Genomic DNA, 23,572 nt, shown 5'->3' on the forward strand with positions numbered 1-23,572 from the left:
TGCCGAACCGGCGGTCCATGCCGAACCGGCAGTGACTCGATCGCACGGTTTCTCCCGTTTCGTGGCAATCTCGTCGTATGACGCCGATCACCATGGTCGAGGGCCGTCGCATTTCGCTCAGCAACCTCGACAAGGTCCTCTATCCGGAGACCGGCTTCACCAAGGGCGAGGTCCTCCACTACTACGCCACGGTCGCGGGCACCCTGCTCGCCCACATCCACGACCGCCCGGTGTCCTTCCTGCGCTATCCCGACGGCCCGGACGGACAGCTCTTCTTCACGAAGAACCCGCCGCCCGGTACCCCCGGCTGGGTGAAGACCACCCCGGTTCCGCGTTCCGAGGACCTCCGGGCCGAACAGGTCGTCGTCGCAGACCTGCCCACCCTCATGTGGGCCGCCAACCTCGTCGTCGAATTCCACACCCCCCAGTGGCCGGCCGGCGCCCCCGCCCTCGCCGACCGCCTGATCCTCGACCTCGACCCGGGTCCCCCCGCCACCGTCGTCGAATGCTCCGCCGCCGCCCTGTGGCTCCGGGACCGGCTGGCCGCCGACGGCCTCCACGCCTACCCCAAGAGTTCCGGCTCCAAGGGCCTCCATCTGGCGGTACCCCTCGAACCGACCCCCTCCGAGCGCGTGTCGGCGTACGCCAAAACACTCGCCCAGGAGGCCGAGCGCGAGCTCCCCGACCTCGTCGTGCACCGGATGACCAAGGCGCTGCGCGCCGGGAAGGTCTTCGTCGACCACAGCCAGAACGCCGCCGCGAAGACCACGGCCGCCCCCTACACCCTGCGCGCCCGCACCCTGCCCACCGTCTCCGCCCCCGTTTCCTGGGCGGAGGTCGAGTCCTGCCGCAACCCCTCCGACCTGGTCTTCCTCGCCGACGACATCGCCCCCCGGCTGGCCCGCGAAGGCGACCTCTTCGCCCCGCTCCTCGACCCCGCCCTGGCCGGGCGACTCCCGTGATCACCGTCGCGCTCGCCGTGGCCGTACGCTCCCTGCCGCGCGCGCCCGGTCTCGCGTACGAGCCCAAGTTCGACGGCCACCGCCTCGTCGTCATCCGCACCGCCGACGGGGTGGCCCTCCAGGCCCGCTCCGGCCGCATCGTCACCGCGGCCTTCCCCGACCTGGCGGCGGCCGCGCACCAGCTGCCCGCCGGGACGGTGCTCGACGGCGAGGTGGTGGTCTGGCACGCGGGCCGCACCGACTTCGCGCTCGTACAGCGCCGGGCGGCCGCCGCCTCGGCCGCGCGGGCCGCCGTGCTGGCCCAGACGCTGCCGGCCTCGTACGCGGCCTTCGACGTACTCGAACTCGCCGGACTGGACCTGCGCGCCCGCCCCTACGAACGCCGGCGCGCCCTCCTCGTAGACCTCCTGCTGCCCCTGGGCCCGCCGCTCCAGCCGGTCCCGATGACCACGGACCCGGAGCTGGCGGAGACCTGGTACGAGACCCTGCCCGCCAGCGGCATCGAGGGCCTGGTCGTCAAACGGCTGGACCAGCCCTACCCCGCCGGCCGCCGGGGCTGGCAGAAGCTCCGCCACACCAACGTCCGCGACGCGGCGGTGGTCGGCTACACGGGCACCGCCCGCCGCCCGCTCGCCCTCGTCCTGGTCCTGCCGGTCGGGGACGAGACCCCGCTGGTGTCGAGCCCGCTGACGGCGGCGCTACGCGCCGAGGTGGCGGCGGCGGTGGCCGGGCGCACCCCGCGCACCTCTCAGGGCGCCACCGTCACGGCCATCGGCCTGGGCGAGGTCCCCTTCCACCCCCTGGATCCGCCCCTGACGGCCGAGGTCCGCCACGCCTCGACCCGCCACCCGCCCCCGGAGGTACTGCGCCTGCGCACAGACCTGTGACCCGCGGCGGGGTTCGCCACGGGTCAGCGGGTCAGTCGTCCGTGCCGCGGATCAGTCGTGAGCGCCCCGCCCCGAATTGGGCGGAGATCCGGGCTGCGGGTGCGGGCCCGGCCCTTCGACGTGCCGGTGGCCCGATTCCCGCCGGGCGCGGGACTCCTCCGGATGGAGCGAGGTGGTGGAGCCGAAGTTTCCGTAGCCCTGCATGTCGTGCGGGCGCAGCCCGCTCTCGGGGAAGTCGACGTAGTCCCGCTCCTCGCGCACCTCGTGGACGGCGCCGCCGTCCGGCAGCTGGGGCTGGCTCGCGGGACTGGGGGGCGGGGGCTCCTTGGCCCGGACCCGCTGGCCGAGTCTGAAGCCGCCGAGCAGAACGCCGACCACGATGAGTCCGACGGCCAGGAACCAGACGATGTCGGTCAGCGTGGCGCCTTCCACCGCGATGTAGGTCAGAGTCGTGTCCATACCTACCAGTTTCCCCCCATCCACCCCTTTTCACTCGGCCGACGGGCGAATGGGTCCGGAGCGCGCCCCCGGCTATCCCTTGAGCGGTCCGTCCGCGTCCCGCATCCCACGCACCTCGCGCCCCCCGAGCACCGCCAGGATCTCCGCACAGATGGCAAGGGCCGTCTCCGCCGGGGTCTGCCCGCCCAGATCCAGCCCGATCGGCCCGTGCACCGTCCGCAGCCGCTCCTCGCTCACCCCGGCCGCCAGCAGCCCCTCGCGGCGCCGCGCGGTCGTCTTGCGGGAGCCGAGCGCGCCGACGTACGGAATCCCGAGCGCGAGCGCGGTGCGCAGCGTCGGCACGTCGAAGTCCGGATCATGGCTCAGCATCGCCAGACACGCGGCGTCCCTCCGCGCCTCGAGCAGCTTCTCGGCCTCGCCCGCGGACACGACGACGCTCACCTCCCACCCGAGCAGCCGGGCCTGCGCCTCGATGACCTCGGCCAGCTCCCCGGCCCCGCCGATCACCACGTACGGAGCCGAGGGGTACGCCTCCACGAGCACCAGCCCGGACCCCGCGTACAGCGCGTCCCGGCCGGGCCGCCGCGTCCGCAGCAGCTCGCCGGCCCGCCGCTCGGCGTCACCGGAAGGCTGATCGGCCCCCCGCACCACGACACTGACGGCCTGATCGGCCCGCTCGTTGAGCTGGGTCACGAGCGCGACGCCGACCCCCTGCCCGAGCAGTTCCCACCACTCACCGGGAACCGAGCTCAGCGGCTGCAACAGCACCTCCGCCTGCCCACCACACGTCAGCTTGGCCTCAACAGCCTCGCCGGCCCCCACGGAAACCTCGCACACCCGCGCGGTCTCCCCGGCCCCCATGGCCGCCGCCTCGGCAACGAGCTCGGCGTCGAACACCCCGCGGTACAGGGCCCCGACGCACTCCCCGCGCGCATCCACGAGCACGGCCCCGGCCGGATCCCGCGGCCCGAACCCCTGCTCGGTCACGGGCCGGGCCAGGAACCCGACCCGCCCCTCGGCCACCCACTGCCGCGCCGTCTCCACCAAGTCACGCATCCGCGCTGCCCCATCCTCACCGTGAGAGCACGCCACAGGGCCCCAGACCGGCAACCCGAAGTGGCCTCACCTCCAACCTACGCACGCGCATCCCCGCCCCCCACCCCCCAAAACCCACAGACCCAGCCCCACGTCCTTCGTACGGACCACCGGAACCAGAGGAGGGCGCGACCCCGGCAGCCACGAGAAGAGGACGGTCCCCGTTCGCCGGCGAAGCACCTCGACGACCCACAGGTTCACCATGCCGCACAGCACTCCGCCCCTGGCTTTACCGGTTTGGCCCCGGGAGCCCTTCTGCCTCGGCAAGACTGCCCCGAACGGATCGACTGAGCTCTGAGCGGCTCGCCATCAGGAGGCTGCCCATGCCAGTCACACTCCCCAAGGGCGGCAATGCCCCTCTTCGCAACGGGCGTTGCGGAGTCACGATCACCGCACCCGGAGCCGCGATCGACGTCTGTGCTGTGCTCCTGTCGCAGGACGGCAAGGTTCGAAACGACGATGACTTGGTCTTCTACAACCACCCCGCGCAGGACGGTGTCGTCCTCAGCGGTCGAACCATCACCGCGGACCTTCCCGCCGTACCTGCTTCCGTGGACCGGATCGCGATCGTCGCCGGCATCGACCCCGCGGTACCAGGCGCCCATTTCGCTGCCGACAACTCCCCGCACGTGGTGATCGAGTGCCTGGGGGAGCAGCTTGGGTTCGATCCCCCGCCGTTCACATCATGCGGGGCCCTGCCGGTCTTCCCCAGGACCGAAAGAAGGGGCGCAGACTGGTGGCCTTCTATGCGGTGATGTACTTCGCAGCCCTCTGCCCGAGCGAGGGGTGGGGATGAGGAACTCGGAGTGTCACCTACCCGAGAAAGGATGGCGGACTCTCACCCTCCGGGACCCGCACCCCGTGTCCGCCAGTGGACGGACAGCGGGGAGCGCCACGACAAGCGAGGGCTGGAGTCCAGTTAGGCCAAGGAGACCGGCCGGTGCCGATCCCGCCGCCTCTGCACGCCGAGGACGGCCGGCTGTTCACGAACGTGCGGCTGGGTCTCATGCAGCCATGCTTGAGCACCCATTCTCCAGATCGAGATTCTTTATGCTACCCCTCAGGTCAACTCTTGCACTCTCTTCGTCTTGATACAGCTCATCTTTGTATGTGTTAGATCGAATCGCTTCCGCCGAACTTCCATAGGTGATTGCCAGCGCCAGGGCGTTGTCGTACATGGTGTTAATTTCCTCTTGGCGCTCATCGGGTTGTTCTAGTGCTCGCCACGTCCCCACAAGGTGCGAAACGGCCGTACCGAATTGGCGTGCAGCTGATGCTGCTTGTTCGCGCTCGACCGAGCCTACTGGGTGCTCGGGCTCCAATCGCCCAAATGCGTTTATGGACTTCCAGTCGGCCTCGACTATTCCGGGCACTTCCTGGTTGCATGCAGCGATTGCCTTGTTCCTCCATTCATTGAAAGATGGAGACTTGTTGGCGCACTGTGTCAAAAAGAACGCCAATATTCCGACAATCGCCGACGATACTCCGAGCCACCAAGCGACGTGGCTTCGCAGCTTGCTTCCCCGTACGCCCGGTTCACTGCTCATTTCGCGCCTCCCGTGAGCGGCGCCCCTCGATTAGTATCCTCTGTGATTAATGAGGCCGCACCCGGTGGAGGCATTTCAAATTCAACCATCGACGTTACTGAAAGTTGAACCATGCCCGGGCGCCCCCGCCGAAAAGCCGTGCCCGATGTCCGAACGTCCTGAGCTGACCAGAGCTGGCGGACCCCGTGGGGCGCACTGATAAGCGATGCTCCGGCGGGCAGGGGGATAGCGGTGCGGCTGGGCTGCGCCCCACGTTGGCATCGCATCCGGCGCCGCCCCTTACATGACCGTCCGCAGTTGCGTGCTGATGCGGGGCCACCTCCCGAGCCCCGCCGCTGGCTGGTTGCTCGGGGTGTGGAGGTGCGGGATGTGCAGGCGATGACCGGCCTTGACGCGGCGGAAGCGGTGGACGCGCTGCTGATCACTGGAGGGTTCCCGGAGATCGTTCAGTCGTGGCGGCCGGGGATGGGCCGCCGAGAGTTTCTGCGCGAGGCTGTGTCCAACCCGCTTGCCCCGCTGTTGGTGGCGGGCGAACTGTTGCTGCTGGGGGAGTTTCCCGAGGCGTCCCACTCGCGGGCAATCCTGGAAGCGGTCGGCAGTGGCGAGCGGACCTTCTCCACCATTGCGGCACAGGCCGGCGGTGCGGGCGCGCTGCCCTCGGGCACGCTGTCTCTCCTGCTGAACACGCTGCTGGCCAAGCGAGTACTGGCCGCTGACCTGCCGCTCTCGGTCAGGGCGGACAGCAAGAACAAGCGCTATCGCATCGCCGATCCGTACCTGCGGTTCCGGCTGGCTTTTCTGCAACGCGGATCCCGCTCATCGAGCGCGGTCGCGGTGATCTGGCGCTGGAGCGCATCGAGCGGTCGTGGACGACATGGCGGGGCCGGGCCGTCGAGCCGGTCGTCCGCGCGTCGCTGCTGCGGCTGCTGCCCGACGAGATGTGGCCGCAGACGGAGGCGGTCGGCGGCTGGTGGAACCGGTAGAACAACCCGGACATCGACCTGATCGGAGCCGACCGCGAACCCGTGGCAGGGCCGGTTCACTTCAACGGCTCGATGAAGTGGCTGGAGTCGCAGCCGTTCGGCCGACGTGAGTACGACGTCCTGGTACGAGACACGCTCGCCGTGCCCGGTGCCGAGCCGGACACGCGGCCAGGGGCGGAAGACATCGCCTGCATTCTCAGAACCTTCCGGACGTCGAAGCCCGTCTGCGCGGCGGCGAGGTGACGGGTCCGGTTCACTCCCGCGGGGTAACCGGACGGCGCTAACCTGGCCGGGTGAATGCGCGTACCGCCCTTGTGAAATGGCTGGGAACCCTGGATCCTCAGCGGCTGACCGCGTTGCTGGAGGAGCGGGATCTGCCGCTCGCCGCCGGGCACCGACGGATCACCACCTTCCGCGAGCTCGGCGAACACCTGCTCACCGACGAGTCGGTGGGCCAGGGCCTGATGGCGGGCACGGCCGGAGAACTCGAATTGCTCGCTTCCATCGCCGCCTTTGCCCTGGAGCGGCACGGCCCTGTAGCAGGTGGCGAGGTCGAGGACGGGTCCCGGTATCCCTGGCAACAGCGGAAGCCCGTTTACCCGGTGGAACCCGCGGACCGATGGGTGCCCGAGCGGGACGTAGCGTCCTGGTTCGAGCCGGGGGAGAAGCGGCAGCGGGCCGAACGCACGCTCGCCCGGCTCCGGGAGCGCGCGCTGTTGCTTCCCGCGCCCAAGGGCCAACTGGCACTCCCACCACTGCTGCACGTCCGCGCCGCCGGGTTCGACGGTTACGGGCGCACAGCCGACCGGCTGCTGACCACCGCCTACAACGCCCCCGAGATCAAGCGGATCGCCGCAACCCTCTTCGGCGAGGGCGCGGGCCGTACCCGCGACCAGGCCCAGGAGCTGATCACCGCTCTGCTCGCCGATCCCGCCCGCGTGCGGGCACTGGTGGCGGACGCCCCGGTCCGGGCGCTGGAGCTGCTGGACCACCTGGTACCCGGCCCGCCGCTGCTGCGGACCCACTGCTTCGTCGGCCGGTACGGGTCGCAGTACGCGGGCCCGGACGCCAGGTACGTCTTCCGGGAGGGCGGCAGTGGCGACGAGGGCACCGACTGGCTGGCCGGGCGCGGACTACTGATCCCCTCCGGGCTAGACCTCGTGGAACTTCCGTACGAGGTCGCCCGCGCGCTCCGCGAGGGGGCGCGGCACCCAGCCCCCGGCTGGAACCGGAGCAGTTCACCGCCACCGCGCCGCTGCCGTCCGGCTGGCAGGGCGAGGGCGGCACGGCCGCCGCGGCGGCCGCCTGGCGGGCCGAACTGGTCCTGCGGGCGCTGGCCACCCAGCCGGTCGCGATCCGCAAGGCGGGCGGGATCGCCGTACGGGACACCCGGCGGCTGGCCAAGGCGGCCGGGGCCGATGAGGCCGGCACCCGGCTGTGGCTGGATCTCGCGGTGAACGCCGGACTGGCCGCGCCCCGTGACGACGAACCGGCCCCCTCTTCCCGCGGCCGCCGGAACCCCAAGGCCCCCAAGCCCTCCGCCCGGCTGTTGCCGAGCGACCGCTACGACGCCTGGGCCGCCGCTCCGCCCGCGGGCAAACTGCTGTCGCTCCTCGCCGCCTGGGCCGTGGTCCCCGCAGTACTCAGCCACTGGCCGGACCCCGACGAGACCCCAGTCGCGCTCGTCAGTCCGCAGGACGAGGACGCCGTGACCCTCCGCACCGGGGTCCTACGAGCGCTCGCCGTCCTCCCCGACGGACACGGGCTGACCGCGAACGCGCGCGGATACACCGAACTGCTCTCCCTGGCCGCATGGTTCCAGCCCGCCCTGCGCGCTCACCTGGCCGCAGACGCCACGGGGGAGCTGACCGGCCTGGACGGAGTCCTCGACCGCATGGCGGCCACCCTGACAGAGGCGGCCCTGCTCGGCGTGGTGGCCCACGGCGCGCTCACCCCCGCCGGGCGGGCCCTGTGCCGGCTGCTGGAGGCAGGAGCCGCCCACCATTACCCGGCAGTGCCCGGCGCGGGCGCCGACCCGTCCGCCCGCGGCTCGGAGGGCCTGGGCGAAGACCTCGCCCTCCGGCCCGCCCTGGCGAAGGCGGTGGCCACCCTCCGCGAGGAGCTGTACGCAGCGCTGCCCGAGCCCAGCTACACGGCCCGGTTCCAGAGCGACCTGACCGCCACGGTCACCGGCGCACCCGCGCCCGCCCTGGCAGACCTGCTCTCCGCTGTCGGAGACATCGAGTCCGAGGGCCACGCGGTGGTCTGGCGCATCACGGCAACCTCCATCCGCCGGTCCCTGGACGCCGGCTGGAGCGCGGACGAACTCCTCGACCGCCTCACGGCGGCAAGCGAGCGCGACACCCCCCTTCCCCAACCACTGGCCTACACGATCAAGGACACCGCCCGCACCCACGGACGACTCAAGGTGGTCCGCTCGGCCTGCTGCATCCGCTCGGACGACACCGCCCTGATCGCCGAGGTAGCCCAGTCCCGAGCCCTGACCAAACTCCGCCTACGCCGGATCGCCCCCACGGTCCTGATCTCCACAGCCCCGCCGGAGGAGACGCTGTCAGCCCTCCGCACGGCTGGCTACGCCCCCACCCAGGAAGCCGAGACGGGCACCACGCTCCTCGACCGCGCCCCCACCGACCGCGCACCGAGCCTCCTCCCGACTCTGGACCAGGCCCACCCGCCGTACGGCGAAGAGCGCCGCGGTGGCCCGGCCAGCGCCCGCACGCTCGCCGCAGCGCTGACCACGACCGGATAGGAGGCAGGGGGCCAGACGTCGCGCCGCAGCCCTCGGCGCCCACGCCGGGAGTGCATGTCGAGACGGGCCCGGCTACGGTCGGGCGACCTTCTACGGGTGCGTACGAATAACGATCCTGGCCGGTTCTCGTAGCACGGCGGCAGCGCCGCCGAGATCTGCCAGGCGGGCAGCGAGTGTGGCCTCCGCAAGCCGGGGCGGTAGCGCCGCGCTGAACTTGAGGCCGGTCAGCGCCCGGGAGTCCACCGCGGGCAAGCACAGTTGCTCGGAGGCATCAGTCGTGGCCTTCACCCATTCATCCGGCGTGATGTCCTCGCGAAGTCGCAGGTACGCGGCGGTCGGGCGCTGCAGTGGATCGGTGACCGGACCAAGGCTGGCGGCGAGGGTGGCATTGGCCCGGTATCCGGCCCATGTCCACCAGCGGACGTTGGTGTCGCGGCCTCCCCGGACGATCACTGTTCCCTCGGCGTGGACGAGTTCGCCGTTCTCCTCCCGGGCTTGGGTGAGCGCCCCCAGTGCGCGACGCGTGAGCACGACGGGAGGAGTTTCCCCGAGCAGCACTTCGCGTACCGCGCGCGTGAGTTCGTACGAGGTGGTGCGGGCCATACCCAGGCCACCCCAGCGGGCTCGTCCCCCGCCGTCCACCGGCTCCACGAAGCAGCGGCGCCTCGACCAGTCGATGTACGTCACCTGCCAACTGCGGCCGGCGAGCAGGAGCCGGCGCGGACCTGCGACCTCCTCGGTCAGCAGCACCGGATCGGTCGTACCGATCTCCGTGCGGCCGGCCAGCACGGTGAACTCGGGGGCAGCCGTGAACACCGCGGTGAGGTCCATGAAGTGGCGGTATCCGAACCGCTTCTCCGCCTCGGGCCCGATGAAGAGCATGCCGCCGTCCTGGTCGAGGTAGCCCTCGGAAACCAGGTGGCGCACGATCGGTTCGGCGGACGGACCGAAGGGGCCGAGTCCGCCCCACCACTCCTGCCACAGCCGGTCGCCGATGCGATGCTCCTGCAAGCATAGGGCGAGGATTTGTTGTGCGGCGATGTGCCGGGGCTCGGGGGGCGCGGTGACCGGCTCGACCCAGCCGCGGCTCCATAGGAGCAGCAGGGCGGCCGCGGACAGCAGTCCGCTGCTGTCGGTGGCGAGGAAGAGGCAGTTGCGCAAGGAGCCGGGCCGGCGGCCGGTACGGCCGATCCGCTGCAGGAAGGAGGCAACTGAGCCGGGGGCGTCGATCTGGATGACCCGGTCCAGGTCTCCGACGTCGATGCCGAGCTCCAGGGTGCTGGTGGAGACGATCACGCAGTCGCGTGCTTCGGCGAAGGCTTCCTCGGCGCGTCGCCGCTCGTCTGCGGACAGTGACGCATGGGAGAGGAAGGTGGTCACCCCCTTTGCCCGCAGGCTGGATCCGAGTTCCTCCACCTGGCGCCGGGATTCGCAGAACACGAGCCGCTTCTCGCCTCGGTGCAACGCCGTGATGACCGTTGCCGCATTGGCCAGCGACCCTACGTAGTCGAGCTGCACGTCACCAGGCGGCGGCAATGCGGGTGTCTTCTCCCGCAGATGCGGTGCAACCACCCGAGCAGGCCGTTTGCCGGACGCCGACCCCTGAAGCCAGTTCAACAGCTCCTCGGGGTTCCCCACGGTGGCCGACAAGCCGACGCGTTGGATCGGACGCCCGACGACGCGCTCCAGCCGTTCCAGCACGGCCAGCAGGTGCCAGCCGCGGTCATCGCCGGCAAAGGCGTGGACCTCGTCGACCACGATCGCCTGAAGGCCCGAGAAGAAAGCCCGATGGTCGACGTTCGCGCTGACCAGCATTCCTTCGAGCGATTCGGGGGTCGTCAGCAGGACATCCGGCCGCTCCCGCAGGATGCGCTGACGCCGTGATTGCGCTACGTCACCGTGCCAGAGGGCAGCGCTGCGTCCCAGCCAGGTGGTGTAGGTCTCGAGTCGCGGGAGCAGATTGTTCAGAAGTGCCTTGAGGGGGCAGACGTAGAGCACCGACGTGCCGGTCCAGCCCTGCAGTTCCATCCGGGACAGCAGCGGAAAGACGGCGGCCTCCGTCTTGCCGCCGGCCGTGGGCGCGAGCAGTACGGCGTCGGCGCCTTCCATGAGCGGCGTGATCGACTCTTCCTGGAGAGGTCGCAGGCCCGGCCAGTTAAGAGAGTTGACGATGTGGTGGACCAGGCCGGAGTGCAATGCGTCAAGCGGGTCGTGGCCCTGGGTACCGTCGGTCACGACAGGTCCAGCTCGACATCGTCGGCCCGGGCGGCTGCAGCGTTGCGCTCCACTGGGCTCATCTCCGATGCGTTGACGGTGAGGGCGTAGTGCTTGCGCGGGTCGAAGTCCTCGAACTGGTCGATGCGGTCCAGTACGTCGCCCACGAGCTTCTTGAGGAAGAGCCGGGGAGCCACGCCGACCTTCCCGCCGAGCGCTCCGCCCACCGCACGGGCGAGATCCGCCACGTAGGCGTCGTCGGCGTGGGAGGCGACTCGCGCGGGCACCGTGGAGCCGTTCGCGTACAGGTCGCGGATGGTGATCCCGAGGGAGATCAGGGATTCCAGGGTGAAGCCTGGCAGCCGGATCTGCACGGCGCGTGGATTGTCGAACCGGGGATCGGTGGTGAAGTCGGTGGCGAGCCGCTGGGCGAGGGGAGCCAGGCGTTGTGCGCCCTGCTGGCCGTCGTAGAAGGCGGGAGTGCCGGTGATGACGAGGTAGAGACCGGGGAAGCGTCCCGAGTGGACTTCGTCGATGAGCTGACGCAGCGCGTTGAGCGCCTTGTCGCGGGCATCGGAGCGGACCCGCTGGAGCGTTTCCACTTCGTCCAGTACGAGGAAAAGCCCCGCGTGGCCGGAATCGCGCAGCACGGTCAGCAGCCCCTGCAGGAAGCCGAATGCGCCGAAGTGGTCGAGGTCGCCGCGTACGCTGGCCGCCCGACGGGCAGATGCGGCAACGTGCGGCTGGCCGCCCAGCCACGCCATCACCGCCGCGGCAGTGGCCTCGTCGCCCTCGTCCTGAGCCTGACGATAGCCGCGTAGTGCTGCGGCAAAGGAGGGCGCGTGCCGGGACACCTCGGCGAGCCGCGCTGTGGTGAGCTGGTCCACCGCGGCGGAGAGCTCCTCGTCGGACACGCCTGCGGCGAGTGCATCCTCCTCGAGCGCGTAGAACCACGCGTCTACGACGGGGCGCAGGGCGCTGGGCGGAAAACCGGGTGTGGCCAGCCGCTCAGTCAGCCGCCGGTACACCGTTTCCAGTTTGTGCAGCGGAGTCTCGGTCTCGGAGACCTGGATCTCGGCGACTGCGAAATTGCGCCGCTTGGCCCGCTCGCCCAGCCATCGGGTGAAGAAGGTCTTTCCGGACCCGTACTCGCCGCGCACCGCCTTGAAGACGGAGGCGCCGTCGGCCACGGCGTCGAGCTCGCCGTCGAGGGCGGACTCGAACCGGTCCAGTCCGGTCGCCAGCAGGTCGAGCCCGCTCTCGGGTACGGCGCCGCGGCGCAGGGCGTCGATGACGTCCCGGCGGCGGGCGGCGCTCACGGCGGCTGGGCGGATCGGCTGGTCGGTGCTCACCTGACCAGTGTTTCATTGGGCACGGGGGAGCAGGGGACGGAGCCCGCAGAGTGGGTGGCGGGAGGGTGGCTGGAATCCATCCCTGCCGTTCTGATGGAGTCCGGAATGTCGGTTGACGGTGGCGTGATCACGTTGGTGCAATTGCGGACTGCACGACTAATGCACCAGGTGGGGGAAGATCAGCGTGTCGCTTGACAGTCCTACACTCAAGGATCTTCTGAAGAAGATCGCGTCCGGAGCCCTGCAGCTTCCGGATTTTCAGCGCGAGTGGAAATGGGAGGACGAGCGCATCAAAGCGCTCATCGCCACGGTGACGCTCGACTACCCGTTGGGCGTCGCGATGACGCTGCAGACGGGGGGCGCACCGCAATTCCGGACCCGCACGCTTGATGGCGTCGGCGAGGATTCGAGTACGCCCGATCTACTCCTGTTGGACGGGCAGCAGCGACTCACCTCGCTCTTCCAGGCGCTCTACCGCGATGCGCCGGTGGAGACCGTCGACGACCGCAACAAGCCGCTGAAGCGCTGGTACTACATCGACATCGCGAAGGCGATCGGCGTGCCCTCGGAGCGCGATGAGGCGATCGTCTCCGTCCCGGAGGACCGCATCCTCAAGGCAGACGGCCTCGGCCGCGGTGTACTCGATCTGAGTACGACGGAGAAGGAGTGCCAGGCGGGATACTTCCCGCTGAACGTGGTCTTCGACACGAAGCGCGTCAATGCGTGGCACCGGGCGTACGTTCAGCTGGACGGCTCCAACTGGGACCACTGGTCGCAGTTCGAGGACCTCGTCCTCAACCACGTCCAGGCCTTCAACGTTCCGATGATCAACCTGCCGGCCACGACCACCATGGGTGCGGTCTGCGCCGTGTTCGAGCGGGTGAACACGGGTGGTATCCCTCTGAACGTGTTCGAGCTGCTCACCGCCACTTACGCGGGCGACCAGGCCCACGTGGAGGAGTTCAACGACTACTACCAGCTGCCCGCGGAATGGCTGCGGATCAAGACAGACCTCGCCTCGCGCCATCCGGTGCTCGGCAGCCTCGAAGCAGGCCTGGACGATGGTCTGAGCAGCAGCGACTTCCTGCAGGCGGTGGCTCTGCTGCGTACCTGGGAGCGGAAGCAGGCCGGTCTGGGCTCCTCCCTCTCCTGTAAGCGACGCGACCTCCTGGAACTGCCGCTGGCCGACTTCAGGCGGCTGGCGCCGCGGATCGCCGAGGCCTTCGCCTGGGTCGGCTCGTTCCTGCAGGGCCAGTGCATCGTGCGGGGCGGCGACCTGCCGTACCGCCCGCAGCTCGTGCCGCTGGCCGCGGTACGCGCCATCGTCGGAGAAAGCACGGATACCGCGGACGGCGAAGAGAAGATCGCCCAGTGGTACTGGAACGGCGTCCTGGGCGAGATGTACGGCGCGTCCATCGAGCGGCGCATGACCCGGGACGTGGAACAGCTCGTCGGGTGGATCCGCCGGGAACCGGGCATCATCCCCGACACGGTCAGGGAGGCCGCGTTCCTCAACGAGCGGCTCGACAGCCTTACCACCCGCAACAGTGCTGCCTACAAGGGGATCTACGCGCTCCTGATCAAGCAGGGTGCGGTGGACTGGTGTTTCACCGAAGCACCGCTGAACGCTGACAAGATCGTGGCCCAGAGCGTCGACGTCCGGCAGATCTTCCCCAAGGCGTGGGCGACCGGCCAGCACGGCAAGAAGACCAACTCCATCGTCAACAAGACGCCGTTGTCCTTCCGGGCCAGTCGCAGCATGATCGGACCGCCGGCTTCGTACCTCACTGCACTGCAGCTTGAGTCCGGGCTCCGCGAGGAGTGGTTCGACGATGTCATCGCCACCCACCTGATCGACCCTGCCACCCTGCACAAGATGGACTTCGACCTGTTCTACGAGAACCGGGCTAAGCAGCTGCTGGACCTGGTCCGGCAGGCCATGGGCAAGGGGACGGTCTTCCGCGGCGGCTGGGACGGTGAGAACTGATATGCCCAGCACCCCTTCCGAGCAGCAGCTCCGGGATCTCAAGGGCAAGGAGCTTCCGGTCCTGGATCTCCTCGCACTGTTCGGTGCCCGTCGCCGTGACCCGTCCACCGTGCTGGCCGTCGAGGCGGCGCTGAACGCGGCAGGTCTGTCGACCGTCCCGTACTTCGCGACCTGCGGCCATCACGCCGAGGTGTTCGTCCAGGCCTTGGGCACCCCGGTGACCGTGGTCCAGGACAGTGACGAGTCGGACACCGACGCCGATCTGGACGACACCGCGGAGGGCCTGCTGCCGCAGCGCCCTCTGAACATCGGCGACGTGCTCCCGCCCGGCGGCGGGCTGATGGCCCAGCCCCCAAGCGCTTCGCTGGAAACCGTCACGCACTTGATGCGGCACAACAACTTCTCGCAGGTGCCCATCATCGAGGGGCAGAACGTTCTCCACGGAGTGGTCACTTGGAGGTCGGTGGCCAGGATGTACGAGTTCGGCCTGCCGCCGACCGTGGCCAATGCGTCCGAGGCTCCCGGTGACTGGTCCGTCGCCCAGGACAACCAGGACTTCTTCTCTCTGCTGCCCATGATCAGTGAGCATGGGTATGCCCTGATCCGCGGGAACGACGGCGCGATCCGCGGGATCGTCACGGCCGCGGACATCACCGAGCGCTTCGCCGCGACTGCGAGGCCGTTCTTCCTCATCGGCGAGATCGAGATGCGGCTGCGCAAATGCCTCGGGAAGGCCATCGACCCCGATGCCATCCGAGCCATCCAGCCGAACAACCGGAAGACCGGACAGATCTCGGACCTGATGTTCGGCGACTATGTGAAACTGCTCGACGGACAGCAGCAGAAGGAGTCGCTCCGCCCGCAGGCAGACCTCAACTGGCACGCCCTCCAGTGGCCCGGTGAGGACCGCGTTCAGTTCGTTCGAAAGCTCGACCGGGTGCGAGCGATCCGGAACAAGATTGCGCACTTCGACCCGCAGCCACTGCCTGATCATCACCACGAGGAACTGCGGAAGTTCTGCCAGCTGCTCCGCCACTACGTGCAGGACATCTGAGGCGGGTGGGGTCGCCAGATCACTGGTGACCCCACCCCGTCACTTCAGCTCGAACTGCTCCCGCAGTCGGGCAGTACTCAGTCGCAGGGTCCGTCCGTCCGGCAGCGTCTCCAGTACCTGCACACCGTCGTAGTTGAGCAGCTGCCGAAGCACCGCCGCGAAGCCCTCCACCCGGCGCGAAGACGGAAGATTCACCCGCTGCGCCAGCGCCGTCATCGGCAGCGTGCCGCCTGCGTCGAGCAGCGTCCGTACCGCCTGCTCCACGCGTCCGAGATCTGGTTTGCGGGCCAGCATTTCCACCTGCGACCCGAAGACCTCGGATGTCAGCAGCGCGGCCACCAGCGCATCGTCCGGGGAGACGGGCGCGACACCGAACAGTGCTTCGCCCGTCGTGTCCGGCACCGGCGCCATATCGAACAGCGAGTCGTGGCTCTTGGCGAGCTCGGCCTCGCCCTTCGTGCGCTTCGTCGGCCTCTTTGCCGCTGCTTGGGCAGGGGCAACCATCGTCGGCTGCTGCAGCGCGGGGGGCTGTGCACCCAGCTGCCACCAGGGCGGCTGCTGGTTGCCGAGCTCCCGCCAGTCCTTGGGCGGGGTCGCCCCGAACGGTAGGAACGCCAGCACGGGAATCGTGAACTCGGCCAGCGCCGCGCCACCGTGGTACCCCGCCCGCTGAGCGCTGTAACGCGCATCCGGATCCCACAGTGCGACGATCTCACCGCCCGACTCCGGCGCCACCACCCTGGGCCCGGCCAGCCGCACCTCGACGTCGGACACCGGCTCTCCGGGTGCGCGGTGCCGTGCCGATTCCACACCGGTCGCGTGGATCCGTACGCCGTACCGGTCGATGACATGCCCGTGGTCGCTGGTGAGGATCACGGCAAGTCCCTGGGCGGCCGCGTGTCGCAACAGGGCCCGCAGAGCCCCTATGTCGGACAGCCTCCAGGCACCGTCGCCCAGCTTCTGTTCGCTCGACAGCCGGTCATCGACCGTGTTCAGGACGACGGCCACATGGGTCCGCTCGCTCGACAGCGATTCGAGCAGCTCAGGCCCCAGCCACTCGCCCCCCGTGTCCGCCCGGAGGTCGTCCTTGTGGAACACCGCGGCGTCGCCGTCGCCCCAGAACCGGTGCGCCGGGAAGAGCTGCTTCTCCTGGGCCTGGGTGCCTCGCATCAGCCGGGCCGCGAACAGCGAGGTCCGGGACACCGCGGTGACGGTGGGCAGCGCGGCCGCCATCGCGCGGCGCTGGGGTTCGTCGTGGGTGCCGGGCAGCGGGTCGTACTCCGACCAGTGCTTGCGCAGCTCCTCACCCAGCTCGGCTGCGATGGCCGCGCTCATGCCGTCGAGGACGAGCAGGAGCACGCGCTGCTTCCCGGTCTTGGCCACCGGCGCCACCACGCGCGGGAGGAAGGTCTCCACCGTGAGCATCGCACCGGGATCCCGGCCGCTCGCGGTCCATTCGGACAGCGCGAGGGCGAATTCCCGGTCGATCTCGCGCCGCGCGGTGCGCACCGAGGCACACAGCCGGTCGTACGAGGACTTCAGCACCGGATCCGGATCCCCGCCGGCCTGGACGTGCTCCAGCGCCATGTCCACCCAGCCGGTCTCGGCCATGTGACGGCTCACCGCGGCCGAGACGGTCGGCGCCGTGCTCTTCGGAGCCATGGCAAGCCACTGCATCAGCCGGAGCGCCATCCGGGCCCGGCCGATGCGGATCTGCTCGTCCGTGCCGGGAGCCAGGCGGTGGGCGTCGAGTGCGTCCAGCGCCGTGCTCGTCTGCTCCGGCGAACCGGAGAGCAGCGCCTCGCCGACCGCTGCGAACCGGGCTTCCAGCCCGGCTCGCAAGAGCGGACTCCTGCGCTCCGCCATCTCGGCGCCGAACTGCTGGACCAGGGCCGCAGCCCGGTCCAGGACGATGGTGTGCAGCCGGCGCGCCCGGGCCGCAGACGCGTCGCCCTCCGGGGTGCCCGTGCGACCGGCGATCAGCAGTCCGGACACGAAGGCCTCGCAGGCCCGCCCGAACTTCATCGCGAGCGAGTCGAAGGCGTCCTCGCGTACGGCGAAGTCCTCGCCGAACCAGCGCTCGGCACGGCCGCGGGCCCGGTAGACATCGGCGTCCGCGGCCGCGTCGGCATGTTCCCACAGCGCCGCGCACAGCAGACCGAAGGCGACCGCGTCAGCACCGTGCTCGGCCGAGACCAGCGCGAACAGCGCCTGTCCGGCCTCGCCGGCCTGGTCGTCGCCGCCGAGGAAGCGCTTCAGGCCGTCACGCTCGGGCGGACGGAGAGCAAGGAAGCGGTCCGGCCCGCCAGGTACGAGGGACCAGGTGAGCAGGGCCGGTACGTCCAGGGTGTCGTCGTTGCCCACCGATCCTGAGGTGTCGAGGTCCAGGTCGGGGTCGTACCGGCCGATGCCGAGCCTGCGCAGGGCGAGCGAGGTCAGTGCGTCGCGCCGGGAGAGCATGCCTCCGCGCAGCGCCGGCCAACCGCCTGGCGGTGTGGCGTCCAGCAGGGATTCGGCCGCCCAGTTGTCCTCGAGCAGTCGCGTGTCCGTGCCGCGGGCGGCGAAGGATTCGCGTACGACGTCCCAGGTGTCGACCGCGTTGACCCGCTGCCGGTGCACCTTGGCCAGTAGGTCGGGACCGAGCTCGGCCTCCTCGCGGTCGGTCAGGACGACGAGCACCTCGGGCCCGGCGGCTTCCGGGGCGACGTGCCCGAGGACCAGCTCGTACACGGCGAGCGCGGAGGGGGCGGTCCGGACCTGAGCCTTGCGCGTATCCGCCCAGGTCAGCACCGCAGGGCCGTCCCACACGGCAGCGGCGCGCAGGAGCACGCTCCGGCGCTTGCCGGGCCTGAGGCGGGTGGCCTGGGAGGCCAGGTACTGGGTGATGGTGGCGCTGTTGAGGCGTACCGCACTGGTGGTGTCGCCCGGCGGGGTCACTCCACCACCCGCCAGGTGATCTCTACGGTGGCGTCCGGCTCGGCGGCGAGCAGCTCGGCCAGCTCGGCGCGCAGCTGGGCGGCGGCCTGGGCAGCCTTGGTACGGCCACCACCGGAGCGCCGGGAGGCCTTGCCGGGCTCGGGGTGCGAGGTCGGGACCGGCGGGTGGCTGGTCTCGGTGTTGAGGTCGATCTCGTTGGGGCTGGCCGGGAACCCAGGCGAGGGCTCTACCGGAGCCTGGGGCTGGCGGGCCGGAGCGTTGGCGGTCTCGCTGCGGTCGATCACGCTCACGATCGCGCGGCGCGCCTCTAGCAGGGCGTCCTTGAGGTTCGAGGTGCGCTGGTCGGCCTGCGCGGCTCCGCGCAGCGCTTCGAGGACGGCCTCGCCCTGGGCACCGTACTTGGGGGCCAGTTTCAGCATGTCCCAGGCGGCCCGGGCCAGGGCGTCGGCCACCGACTCGGCCTGCTTGATGGAGGCGCCGTAGCGGCTGGCCGTCACCTGGCCGAGTTCGAAGGTGGCGAAGGCCGTGATGATCTTCTTCGCCTGGGCCGTACCGCCGGCCGCCCCGATGTCCAGGCTCTTCAGCTGGTCGAGCAGATCGCGCGAGCGCCGGGCGATGGCCAGTCGGCCGGACTCGTCGGTAGCGTCCAGCCCGAGCAGCACGGAGTGCTTCTCCAGCTCGTCGACGAGCGCTGCCGCATGCTCCCCGAAGCGGCGCACCTGTGCGTTGATCTGCCGGGAGAACTGGCTGACGATCCGGCCTCGCCGCAAGGTCGGAGGCTTCTCGCCGAAGATCTCCCAGTACCGGCGCCCGGCCTCTTCCCAGGTCTCCACATCCGGCAGCGGCTGGGACCGAAGGCCGTCGACCGGCTTGATCTCCAGGGGGCCGGGGGAGGGGTCGAGCGGAGATCCGCCCCGGACCCACACCCGGTCGTCCATCTCCGCGTAGGACGCGATGATGAGGTTGGCCAGGAAGGTGTCCAGCCCCATCGCCTCGGGCCGGTCGATCCAGTCGGTGAGCTGGACGACGCTCAGGTCCCCGGGACCGCCGCTGGTCTTGGCCTGGAGCGCGAAGTGCTCGACCCAGCGGGTGGACAGCCGGAAGTACGCCTCCTTCTGCTGCCCGAGGTTCAGCGGCACGCCGATGCGCCGCATCGCGGTGCGGTCCTTGGCGGGAATCTCGGCCTGTCGGTCGCCTGCCTCGACGGCGGCGCGGATGTAGCCGAAGACGGTCTTCGCGTCGGAGGGCTTCACGGCGGTGCCGGTGCCGTCGGGGTCGAGGTCGGGGTGAGCCGGGTACTGCTGGGCCAGCAGCTTCGCGGCGATGTGGCGGGCGCCGTCGCCGAGGGACTGACCGATGGAGACGCGCAGCTCGGGGATCTCGATCAGCGACTCGAAGTGGTCGTTGAAGGACACGTCGACATCGGCGGAAGTCTTCTGCGCGCAGCCGTACGCCTGCTTGAAGGCGGCCTTCACCGTCTTGCTGAGGGCCTCCCGCTGGCCTTCGAGCAGGCCCTTGGCGCGGGCCCGGTTGTCGGCGTTGAGGTGCTGGGCGTACTGGTCGAAGCGCCGCTGGTCGGCAAGTGCGTAGTCGATGGTGACCAGGCGCTGGAAGTCCTGGTACCGCGCGTTCGAGAGGTGGGTGGGGATCCAGGCGACCGTGCGCGCCGGTACGCCGGGCCGCTCTCGGAGCTTCTGCATGCGGTTGGAATCGTCGCGCGGCCGGTAGGTGCCCTCGTCGTAGGGAAGGTCGATGACGAACCGCCACTGGCCTTCCTGACCGGGGGCGAACTCGTGATCCGGCGTTTCGGGGTCCGCGAGGTTGAGGAAGACCACCTCGGCTGTCCGGTTCGAGCCGCGCCAGATCAGCCGGAGCTCGTCCGCGCCCATTTGGTCCAGGCGGTTCAGGCCGAGTTCTTCCGCCAGGAGCCGCTTGGCGAGGGCCTGGCGGTTGGACCGGTTGTTGTTGATGTTGGCGTTGGCGATGACCGAGTCGACGTCGACGCCGGCCAGCTCGAGCCGTACGCCGGGGTTGGCCTTGGTTCCGGTGGCCGTGATCTCGGCGAAGCGGGCAGCCCACTCGTCGACCTTGGCCTTGATGACTCCGACCTCGGCACCCGGGATGGGAGACACCACGGAGCCGTGGTTGAGCGCGCCGAGGCGGCGAATGGTCAGATCGCGCAGGGCGGGGACGCTGGGGGCGAGGGAGGACAGCAGCAGCGTACAGACCAGCCGGTCGTCCCCGATGAAGCCCTTGCAGCGGCTGATCAGCTGCTGGTCGGTGAAGCTCGTCGGCCGGTGCCGGTAACGCTCGATGTCCTCTTCGGTGACGTCGTACGTGGCGAGCAGGTGCGGACGGAGCTTGCTGCGGTACAGCTTGTCGGCCGCCTTGAACTCGGCCTTCAGACTGTCCACGAACGGCTTGTCGCCGCCGTCAGCGATCACCGGGTAGAGGTCACCGAGGGGGATGAGCTGGTCGAGGGTCGCGTCGTCCTTGTGATCGGCGAGGAGCTGGCCCATCAGCTTCAGACCGGTACGGGAGCGCTGGAGAGCTGAGGAGATGTGGACGAGGGTGTCCATGAAGGCGGGGGAGAAGGGGTACGTCAGCCGGAACGAGTCCTCGTCCGCCCCGGTGGTCCCTTCGTCGGAGCCGAGCAGGACGTCCCACACCTGCGGTCCGACCCGCTTGATCTTCGCGAAGGCCGCGTCAAGCTTGGCGGCCGCCTCGGCGTCCTTGGGCTTTAGGAGGCGGGCGTTCGCGATCTGCGGGAGGTTTCGGTCCTCCAGCGTGATCTTGTCGAACCGGCCGGAGGCCAGGTTCAGGCTGGCCTGGATCGCGGCTTCGGCGACGCCGGAGGTCTCCTCGCCGACCAGCTCGCGCAGGTCGCGCTGGCGGGCGATGAAGGACACGATCGGGATGGCCCGGCGGGCGTCCGCACCCTCCACGAAGTTGGTGATCTTGTCGACTTCGCGGGAGATGAACTTCTCGTCGTGGATGCGGTTGGCGAGCCAGAGGATCAGCTCGTCCATGAAGAGGATCAGGCCGTCGTAGCCGAGCGACTTCGCGTGCTCGGCGATCACGGCGAGACCTGCGTCGAGGGAAATGAACCCGTGCTCGTCCTCGCCGGCGTTCTGGGTGAAGCCGGGGAACCAGGTGACGCTCGCGTCGTGGACCAGCTTCGCGCGCAGCTCGGTGGGGGTGGAGGGGCTGACGAGGTTGAGACCCTCCTCGCTGCCGTCGAACTCCTCGGCATCGAGGGCAGTGTCGAGGAGCTCGGGTGTCCAGGCGAAGGCGTCGCCCCAGTCGTCCCCGTCGTCGTCGGCAGCTACCGCTGTACTGTCCCCGTCGGCGCCGGCCAGGCCCTTGATGAAGGCTTCGTCGCCCATTCGTACCCGGTGGGAGCGGATGTCGGCGAAGAGCGAGTCGGTCCGGTAGACCTGCGGAGCGGGGGCTTCCGGGTGCAGCCGCTTGAGGTGGGTGACGTACCCACCGAGAACGCGCTGCTCCAGGGACTTCGCGCCGAGCATGTGGTACGGGACGAGCAGGAACTGCTTGCGGTCGACGCTCAGCCACTCGTGCTTGGCCAGTATCGGATCGAAGTCGGTCCGGGAGAGAGCGGCCGGGGCACGACGGAGGAGGGCGTGCAGGACGGCCATGAAGTGCGACTTACCGGAACCGAAGGAACCGTGGAGGTAGGCAGCCTTCGAGGTATGCCCGTCGAGGGCGGCCTTGATCAGCCCCAGGGCGTCGTCGAAGTTCTCGAGGAGCCGCTCGGTGACCACGTAGTCGCGCAGCGCGCTCTCGGTGCCCTCATCGGTAACCGCCTCGGCCAGCTTCAGGACGAAGTCGGAGGTCGAGATGGACGTCTTGATGTCGATGACGTCGCGGAGCATGGGGGCCGTGGGGGCGGTCGAAGCCATGTCTGTCTCGCGTCTCCTGTTATCCGGTGCCTACGTCGTCCTCGTGCGGGCGGCAGCACGCGAGATGTCACGTGCGGTGTGCACGGGACATCGGGGAGTGTCGGTCGACCGGTGTTGACGCGGTGACGGCCTGCGGCCCACCCTCGATCGTAACCGGTGGGTGGTGTGAAGCCGGGTTCTGTAGGCGGCTCAGTCGCGGAGGTGCGCGACGAAGGCGCACCAGGCGGCGGGCGCGAAGCCGATCACGGGGCCGGCGGGACGCTTGCTGTCGCGGACGGGGATGAGGTGAGGGACGTTGTCGGCGACCTGGACGCACTCGTTGTTGCCGCCGCTGAACGTGCTCGTGCGCCAGTTCGCGACTGTCAGATCGGGCGTCTTGTGGCGTCCGTTGATCATGTTCTGTGCTCCTTGGCCCTGCGCTCGATGACAGCACGGGATTCCGAGGGCGAGAGTGCGGAGGTGCGTGCGGCGTCGAACAGGTCCTGATAGCGAGAGACCTCAGCTTCCCGCTCCAGCCAGATGGATCCGGTTGGGTTGTCCGCCAGCACTACGTCCAGCGCACCTTCCTCGCGGAAGCCCAGCACTACGTATGGGCCGAACATACTCGCATGGGCCCCGCGTGCGAACGGCAGTACCTGGACGGTCACGTTGGGCGCCTCGGATGCGGCGAGTACGCGCTCCAGTTGTGCGCGCATGACCGCTCCTCCGCCAACCTGCTGCAGGAGTACGCCCTCCGACAGCACGGCCCACAGGTGTAGCGGGGAGTCTCCGCCGAGACGCTCCTGGCGGGCGAGCCGCACCTGGACGAACTGCTCGATCTCGTCCCCGGTCTGCCATTGCTGGGAGGCGACAGTGACTGCGCGGATGTAGTCGGGTGTCTGCAGAAGGCCAGGGATGAGCTGCGCCTGGAAGGTCCGAATTGATCCTGCCATTGCTTCCAGCGCGATGTAGTCGCGATAGGTGTCGGCAAGGACGGGTCCGTACTGGTTCCACCAGCCTTCCCTGCGCCGACGGTTGGCCTTTCGGGCCAGCGTGCTGAGCCTGGTCTGCGTGTCTGCATCCGAGACCCGATACGCGTGCAGCATCGCGGTCAGATCGGGCAGCCGCACGGCCACTCGGCCGTTCTCGATACGGCTGATCTTGCCCTTGGTGCAGTCGAGTGCCTCTGCGGCCTCCGCAGTCGTCAGTCCGGCTGCCTCGCGCAAACGACGCAACTCGTCGCCGAGTTGGCGCCCGAGGACGGTCGAGGGGCTGGTGGTCGTGCTCTTCGTCAGCATGGCAACACGTCTAGCAGAGTTGCCGCCTCCAGGGAGTGCGCTTAACTCGAAAGGGCGAAGATTGATGTGAAGTCGCTCTGCAACGTTGCAGATTCGTGAGGTGCTCGTCCATTCTGCTAGCCATGGCA

At 69.5% G+C, this 23,572-nt stretch carries 17 protein-coding genes; 8 read left to right on the forward strand and 9 right to left on the reverse strand.

Features of this window, described 5'->3' with window-relative positions; translation table 11 throughout:
* The first annotated feature begins 77 nt into the window (after window positions 1–77).
* Together ligD and AC6CKD_RS04030 are read left to right on the forward strand one after the other, a co-directional pair.
* Entirely contained in the window at window positions 78–962 is an 885-nt protein-coding gene (gene ligD / locus AC6CKD_RS04025; protein WP_498325152.1) for a non-homologous end-joining DNA ligase, read from the forward strand.
* Window positions 962–1,849: an ATP-dependent DNA ligase gene (locus AC6CKD_RS04030; protein ID WP_498325437.1), complete on the forward strand. Its 888-nt coding sequence runs from the start codon at window positions 962–964 to the stop codon at window positions 1,847–1,849. The genes ligD and AC6CKD_RS04030 overlap by 1 nt, the downstream gene beginning before the upstream one ends.
* A gap of 51 nt (window positions 1,850–1,900) precedes the next feature.
* Here AC6CKD_RS04030 and AC6CKD_RS04035 read toward each other — a convergent pair whose 3' ends face one another.
* Window positions 1,901–2,308 carry a DUF6479 family protein gene (locus AC6CKD_RS04035; RefSeq protein ID WP_498325153.1) on the reverse strand — a complete coding sequence of 136 codons (408 nt, stop codon included), beginning with the start codon at window positions 2,306–2,308 and terminating at the stop codon, window positions 1,901–1,903.
* Window positions 2,309–2,380: 72 nt separating this feature from the next.
* Window positions 2,381–3,364, reverse strand: coding sequence for an XdhC family protein (locus AC6CKD_RS04040; protein ID WP_498325155.1), 984 nt, complete (start codon window positions 3,362–3,364; stop codon window positions 2,381–2,383).
* Window positions 3,365–3,726: 362 nt separating this feature from the next.
* Here AC6CKD_RS04040 and AC6CKD_RS04045 point away from each other — a divergent pair, with 362 nt between their 5' ends.
* Window positions 3,727–4,158, forward strand: a complete 432-nt coding sequence (locus AC6CKD_RS04045) for a TerD family protein (RefSeq protein WP_498325156.1) — start codon at window positions 3,727–3,729, stop codon at window positions 4,156–4,158.
* 249 nt (window positions 4,159–4,407) lie between these two features.
* Here AC6CKD_RS04045 and AC6CKD_RS04050 read toward each other — a convergent pair whose 3' ends face one another.
* Window positions 4,408–4,950 carry a hypothetical protein gene (locus AC6CKD_RS04050; protein ID WP_498325158.1) on the reverse strand — a complete coding sequence of 181 codons (543 nt, stop codon included), beginning with the start codon at window positions 4,948–4,950 and terminating at the stop codon, window positions 4,408–4,410.
* A gap of 369 nt (window positions 4,951–5,319) precedes the next feature.
* Here AC6CKD_RS04050 and AC6CKD_RS04055 point away from each other — a divergent pair, with 369 nt between their 5' ends.
* From AC6CKD_RS04055 to AC6CKD_RS04065, 3 genes are all read left to right on the forward strand, one after another.
* On the forward strand, window positions 5,320–5,955 hold the full coding sequence (locus tag AC6CKD_RS04055; protein ID WP_498325159.1) for an ATP-binding protein: 636 nt from the start codon (window positions 5,320–5,322) through the stop codon (window positions 5,953–5,955).
* 271 nt (window positions 5,956–6,226) lie between these two features.
* On the forward strand, window positions 6,227–7,390 hold the full coding sequence (locus tag AC6CKD_RS04060; protein ID WP_498325161.1) for a hypothetical protein: 1,164 nt from the start codon (window positions 6,227–6,229) through the stop codon (window positions 7,388–7,390).
* On the forward strand, window positions 7,387–8,703 hold the full coding sequence (locus tag AC6CKD_RS04065) for a helicase-associated domain-containing protein (RefSeq protein WP_498325162.1): 1,317 nt from the start codon (window positions 7,387–7,389) through the stop codon (window positions 8,701–8,703). Before AC6CKD_RS04060 ends, AC6CKD_RS04065 begins: the two co-directional genes overlap by 4 nt.
* A 90-nt stretch (window positions 8,704–8,793) precedes the next feature.
* Here the strand turns inward: AC6CKD_RS04065 and AC6CKD_RS04070 are convergent, their stop codons facing one another.
* Window positions 8,794–10,938: a DEAD/DEAH box helicase gene (locus tag AC6CKD_RS04070; protein WP_498325163.1), complete on the reverse strand. Its 2,145-nt coding sequence runs from the start codon at window positions 10,936–10,938 to the stop codon at window positions 8,794–8,796.
* Entirely contained in the window at window positions 10,935–12,269 is a 1,335-nt protein-coding gene (gene brxD / locus AC6CKD_RS04075) for a BREX system ATP-binding protein BrxD (protein ID WP_498325164.1), read from the reverse strand. The genes AC6CKD_RS04070 and brxD overlap by 4 nt, the downstream gene beginning before the upstream one ends.
* A 184-nt stretch (window positions 12,270–12,453) precedes the next feature.
* Here brxD and AC6CKD_RS04080 point away from each other — a divergent pair, with 184 nt between their 5' ends.
* Together AC6CKD_RS04080 and AC6CKD_RS04085 are read left to right on the forward strand one after the other, a co-directional pair.
* Window positions 12,454–14,256 carry a GmrSD restriction endonuclease domain-containing protein gene (locus AC6CKD_RS04080; RefSeq protein WP_498325166.1) on the forward strand — a complete coding sequence of 601 codons (1,803 nt, stop codon included), beginning with the start codon at window positions 12,454–12,456 and terminating at the stop codon, window positions 14,254–14,256.
* 1 nt (window position 14,257) lies between these two features.
* Complete coding sequence (locus AC6CKD_RS04085) at window positions 14,258–15,310, forward strand: CBS domain-containing protein (protein WP_498325168.1); 1,053 nt, start codon at window positions 14,258–14,260, stop codon at window positions 15,308–15,310.
* Window positions 15,311–15,349: 39 nt separating this feature from the next.
* Here the strand turns inward: AC6CKD_RS04085 and pglZ are convergent, their stop codons facing one another.
* From pglZ to AC6CKD_RS04105, 4 genes are all read right to left on the reverse strand, one after another.
* Window positions 15,350–18,247: a BREX-2 system phosphatase PglZ gene (pglZ, locus tag AC6CKD_RS04090; protein ID WP_498325170.1), complete on the reverse strand. Its 2,898-nt coding sequence runs from the start codon at window positions 18,245–18,247 to the stop codon at window positions 15,350–15,352.
* Window positions 18,244–22,167, reverse strand: coding sequence for a BREX-2 system ATPase PglY (gene pglY / locus AC6CKD_RS04095; RefSeq protein WP_498325171.1), 3,924 nt, complete (start codon window positions 22,165–22,167; stop codon window positions 18,244–18,246). Before pglY ends, pglZ begins: the two co-directional genes overlap by 4 nt.
* 189 nt (window positions 22,168–22,356) lie before the next feature.
* Window positions 22,357–22,563 carry a DUF397 domain-containing protein gene (locus AC6CKD_RS04100; RefSeq protein WP_498325172.1) on the reverse strand — a complete coding sequence of 69 codons (207 nt, stop codon included), beginning with the start codon at window positions 22,561–22,563 and terminating at the stop codon, window positions 22,357–22,359.
* Window positions 22,560–23,444 (reverse strand): helix-turn-helix domain-containing protein, encoded by an 885-nt coding sequence (locus AC6CKD_RS04105; protein WP_498325173.1) that lies wholly within the window; start codon window positions 23,442–23,444, stop codon window positions 22,560–22,562. The genes AC6CKD_RS04100 and AC6CKD_RS04105 overlap by 4 nt, the downstream gene beginning before the upstream one ends.
* Window positions 23,445–23,572: the final 128 nt, after the last annotated feature.

Source organism: Streptomyces sp. GQ60, assembly GCF_059758875.1.

Excerpts from the sequence above, each read along its gene's own strand:
- AC6CKD_RS04100 (WP_498325172.1), bottom strand. The coding sequence starts at position 22,563 with ATGATCAACGGACGCCACAAGACGCCCGATCTGACAGTCGCGAACTGG.
- AC6CKD_RS04050 (WP_498325158.1), bottom strand. The coding sequence starts at position 4,950 with ATGAGCAGTGAACCGGGCGTACGGGGAAGCAAGCTGCGAAGCCACGTC.
- AC6CKD_RS04035 (WP_498325153.1), bottom strand. The coding sequence starts at position 2,308 with ATGGACACGACTCTGACCTACATCGCGGTGGAAGGCGCCACGCTGACC.
- pglY (WP_498325171.1), bottom strand. The coding sequence starts at position 22,167 with ATGGCTTCGACCGCCCCCACGGCCCCCATGCTCCGCGACGTCATCGAC.
- AC6CKD_RS04045 (WP_498325156.1), top strand. The coding sequence starts at position 3,727 with ATGCCAGTCACACTCCCCAAGGGCGGCAATGCCCCTCTTCGCAACGGG.
- AC6CKD_RS04040 (WP_498325155.1), bottom strand. The coding sequence starts at position 3,364 with ATGCGTGACTTGGTGGAGACGGCGCGGCAGTGGGTGGCCGAGGGGCGG.
- ligD (WP_498325152.1), top strand. The coding sequence starts at position 78 with ATGACGCCGATCACCATGGTCGAGGGCCGTCGCATTTCGCTCAGCAAC.
- AC6CKD_RS04105 (WP_498325173.1), bottom strand. The coding sequence starts at position 23,444 with ATGCTGACGAAGAGCACGACCACCAGCCCCTCGACCGTCCTCGGGCGC.
- AC6CKD_RS04085 (WP_498325168.1), top strand. The coding sequence starts at position 14,258 with ATGCCCAGCACCCCTTCCGAGCAGCAGCTCCGGGATCTCAAGGGCAAG.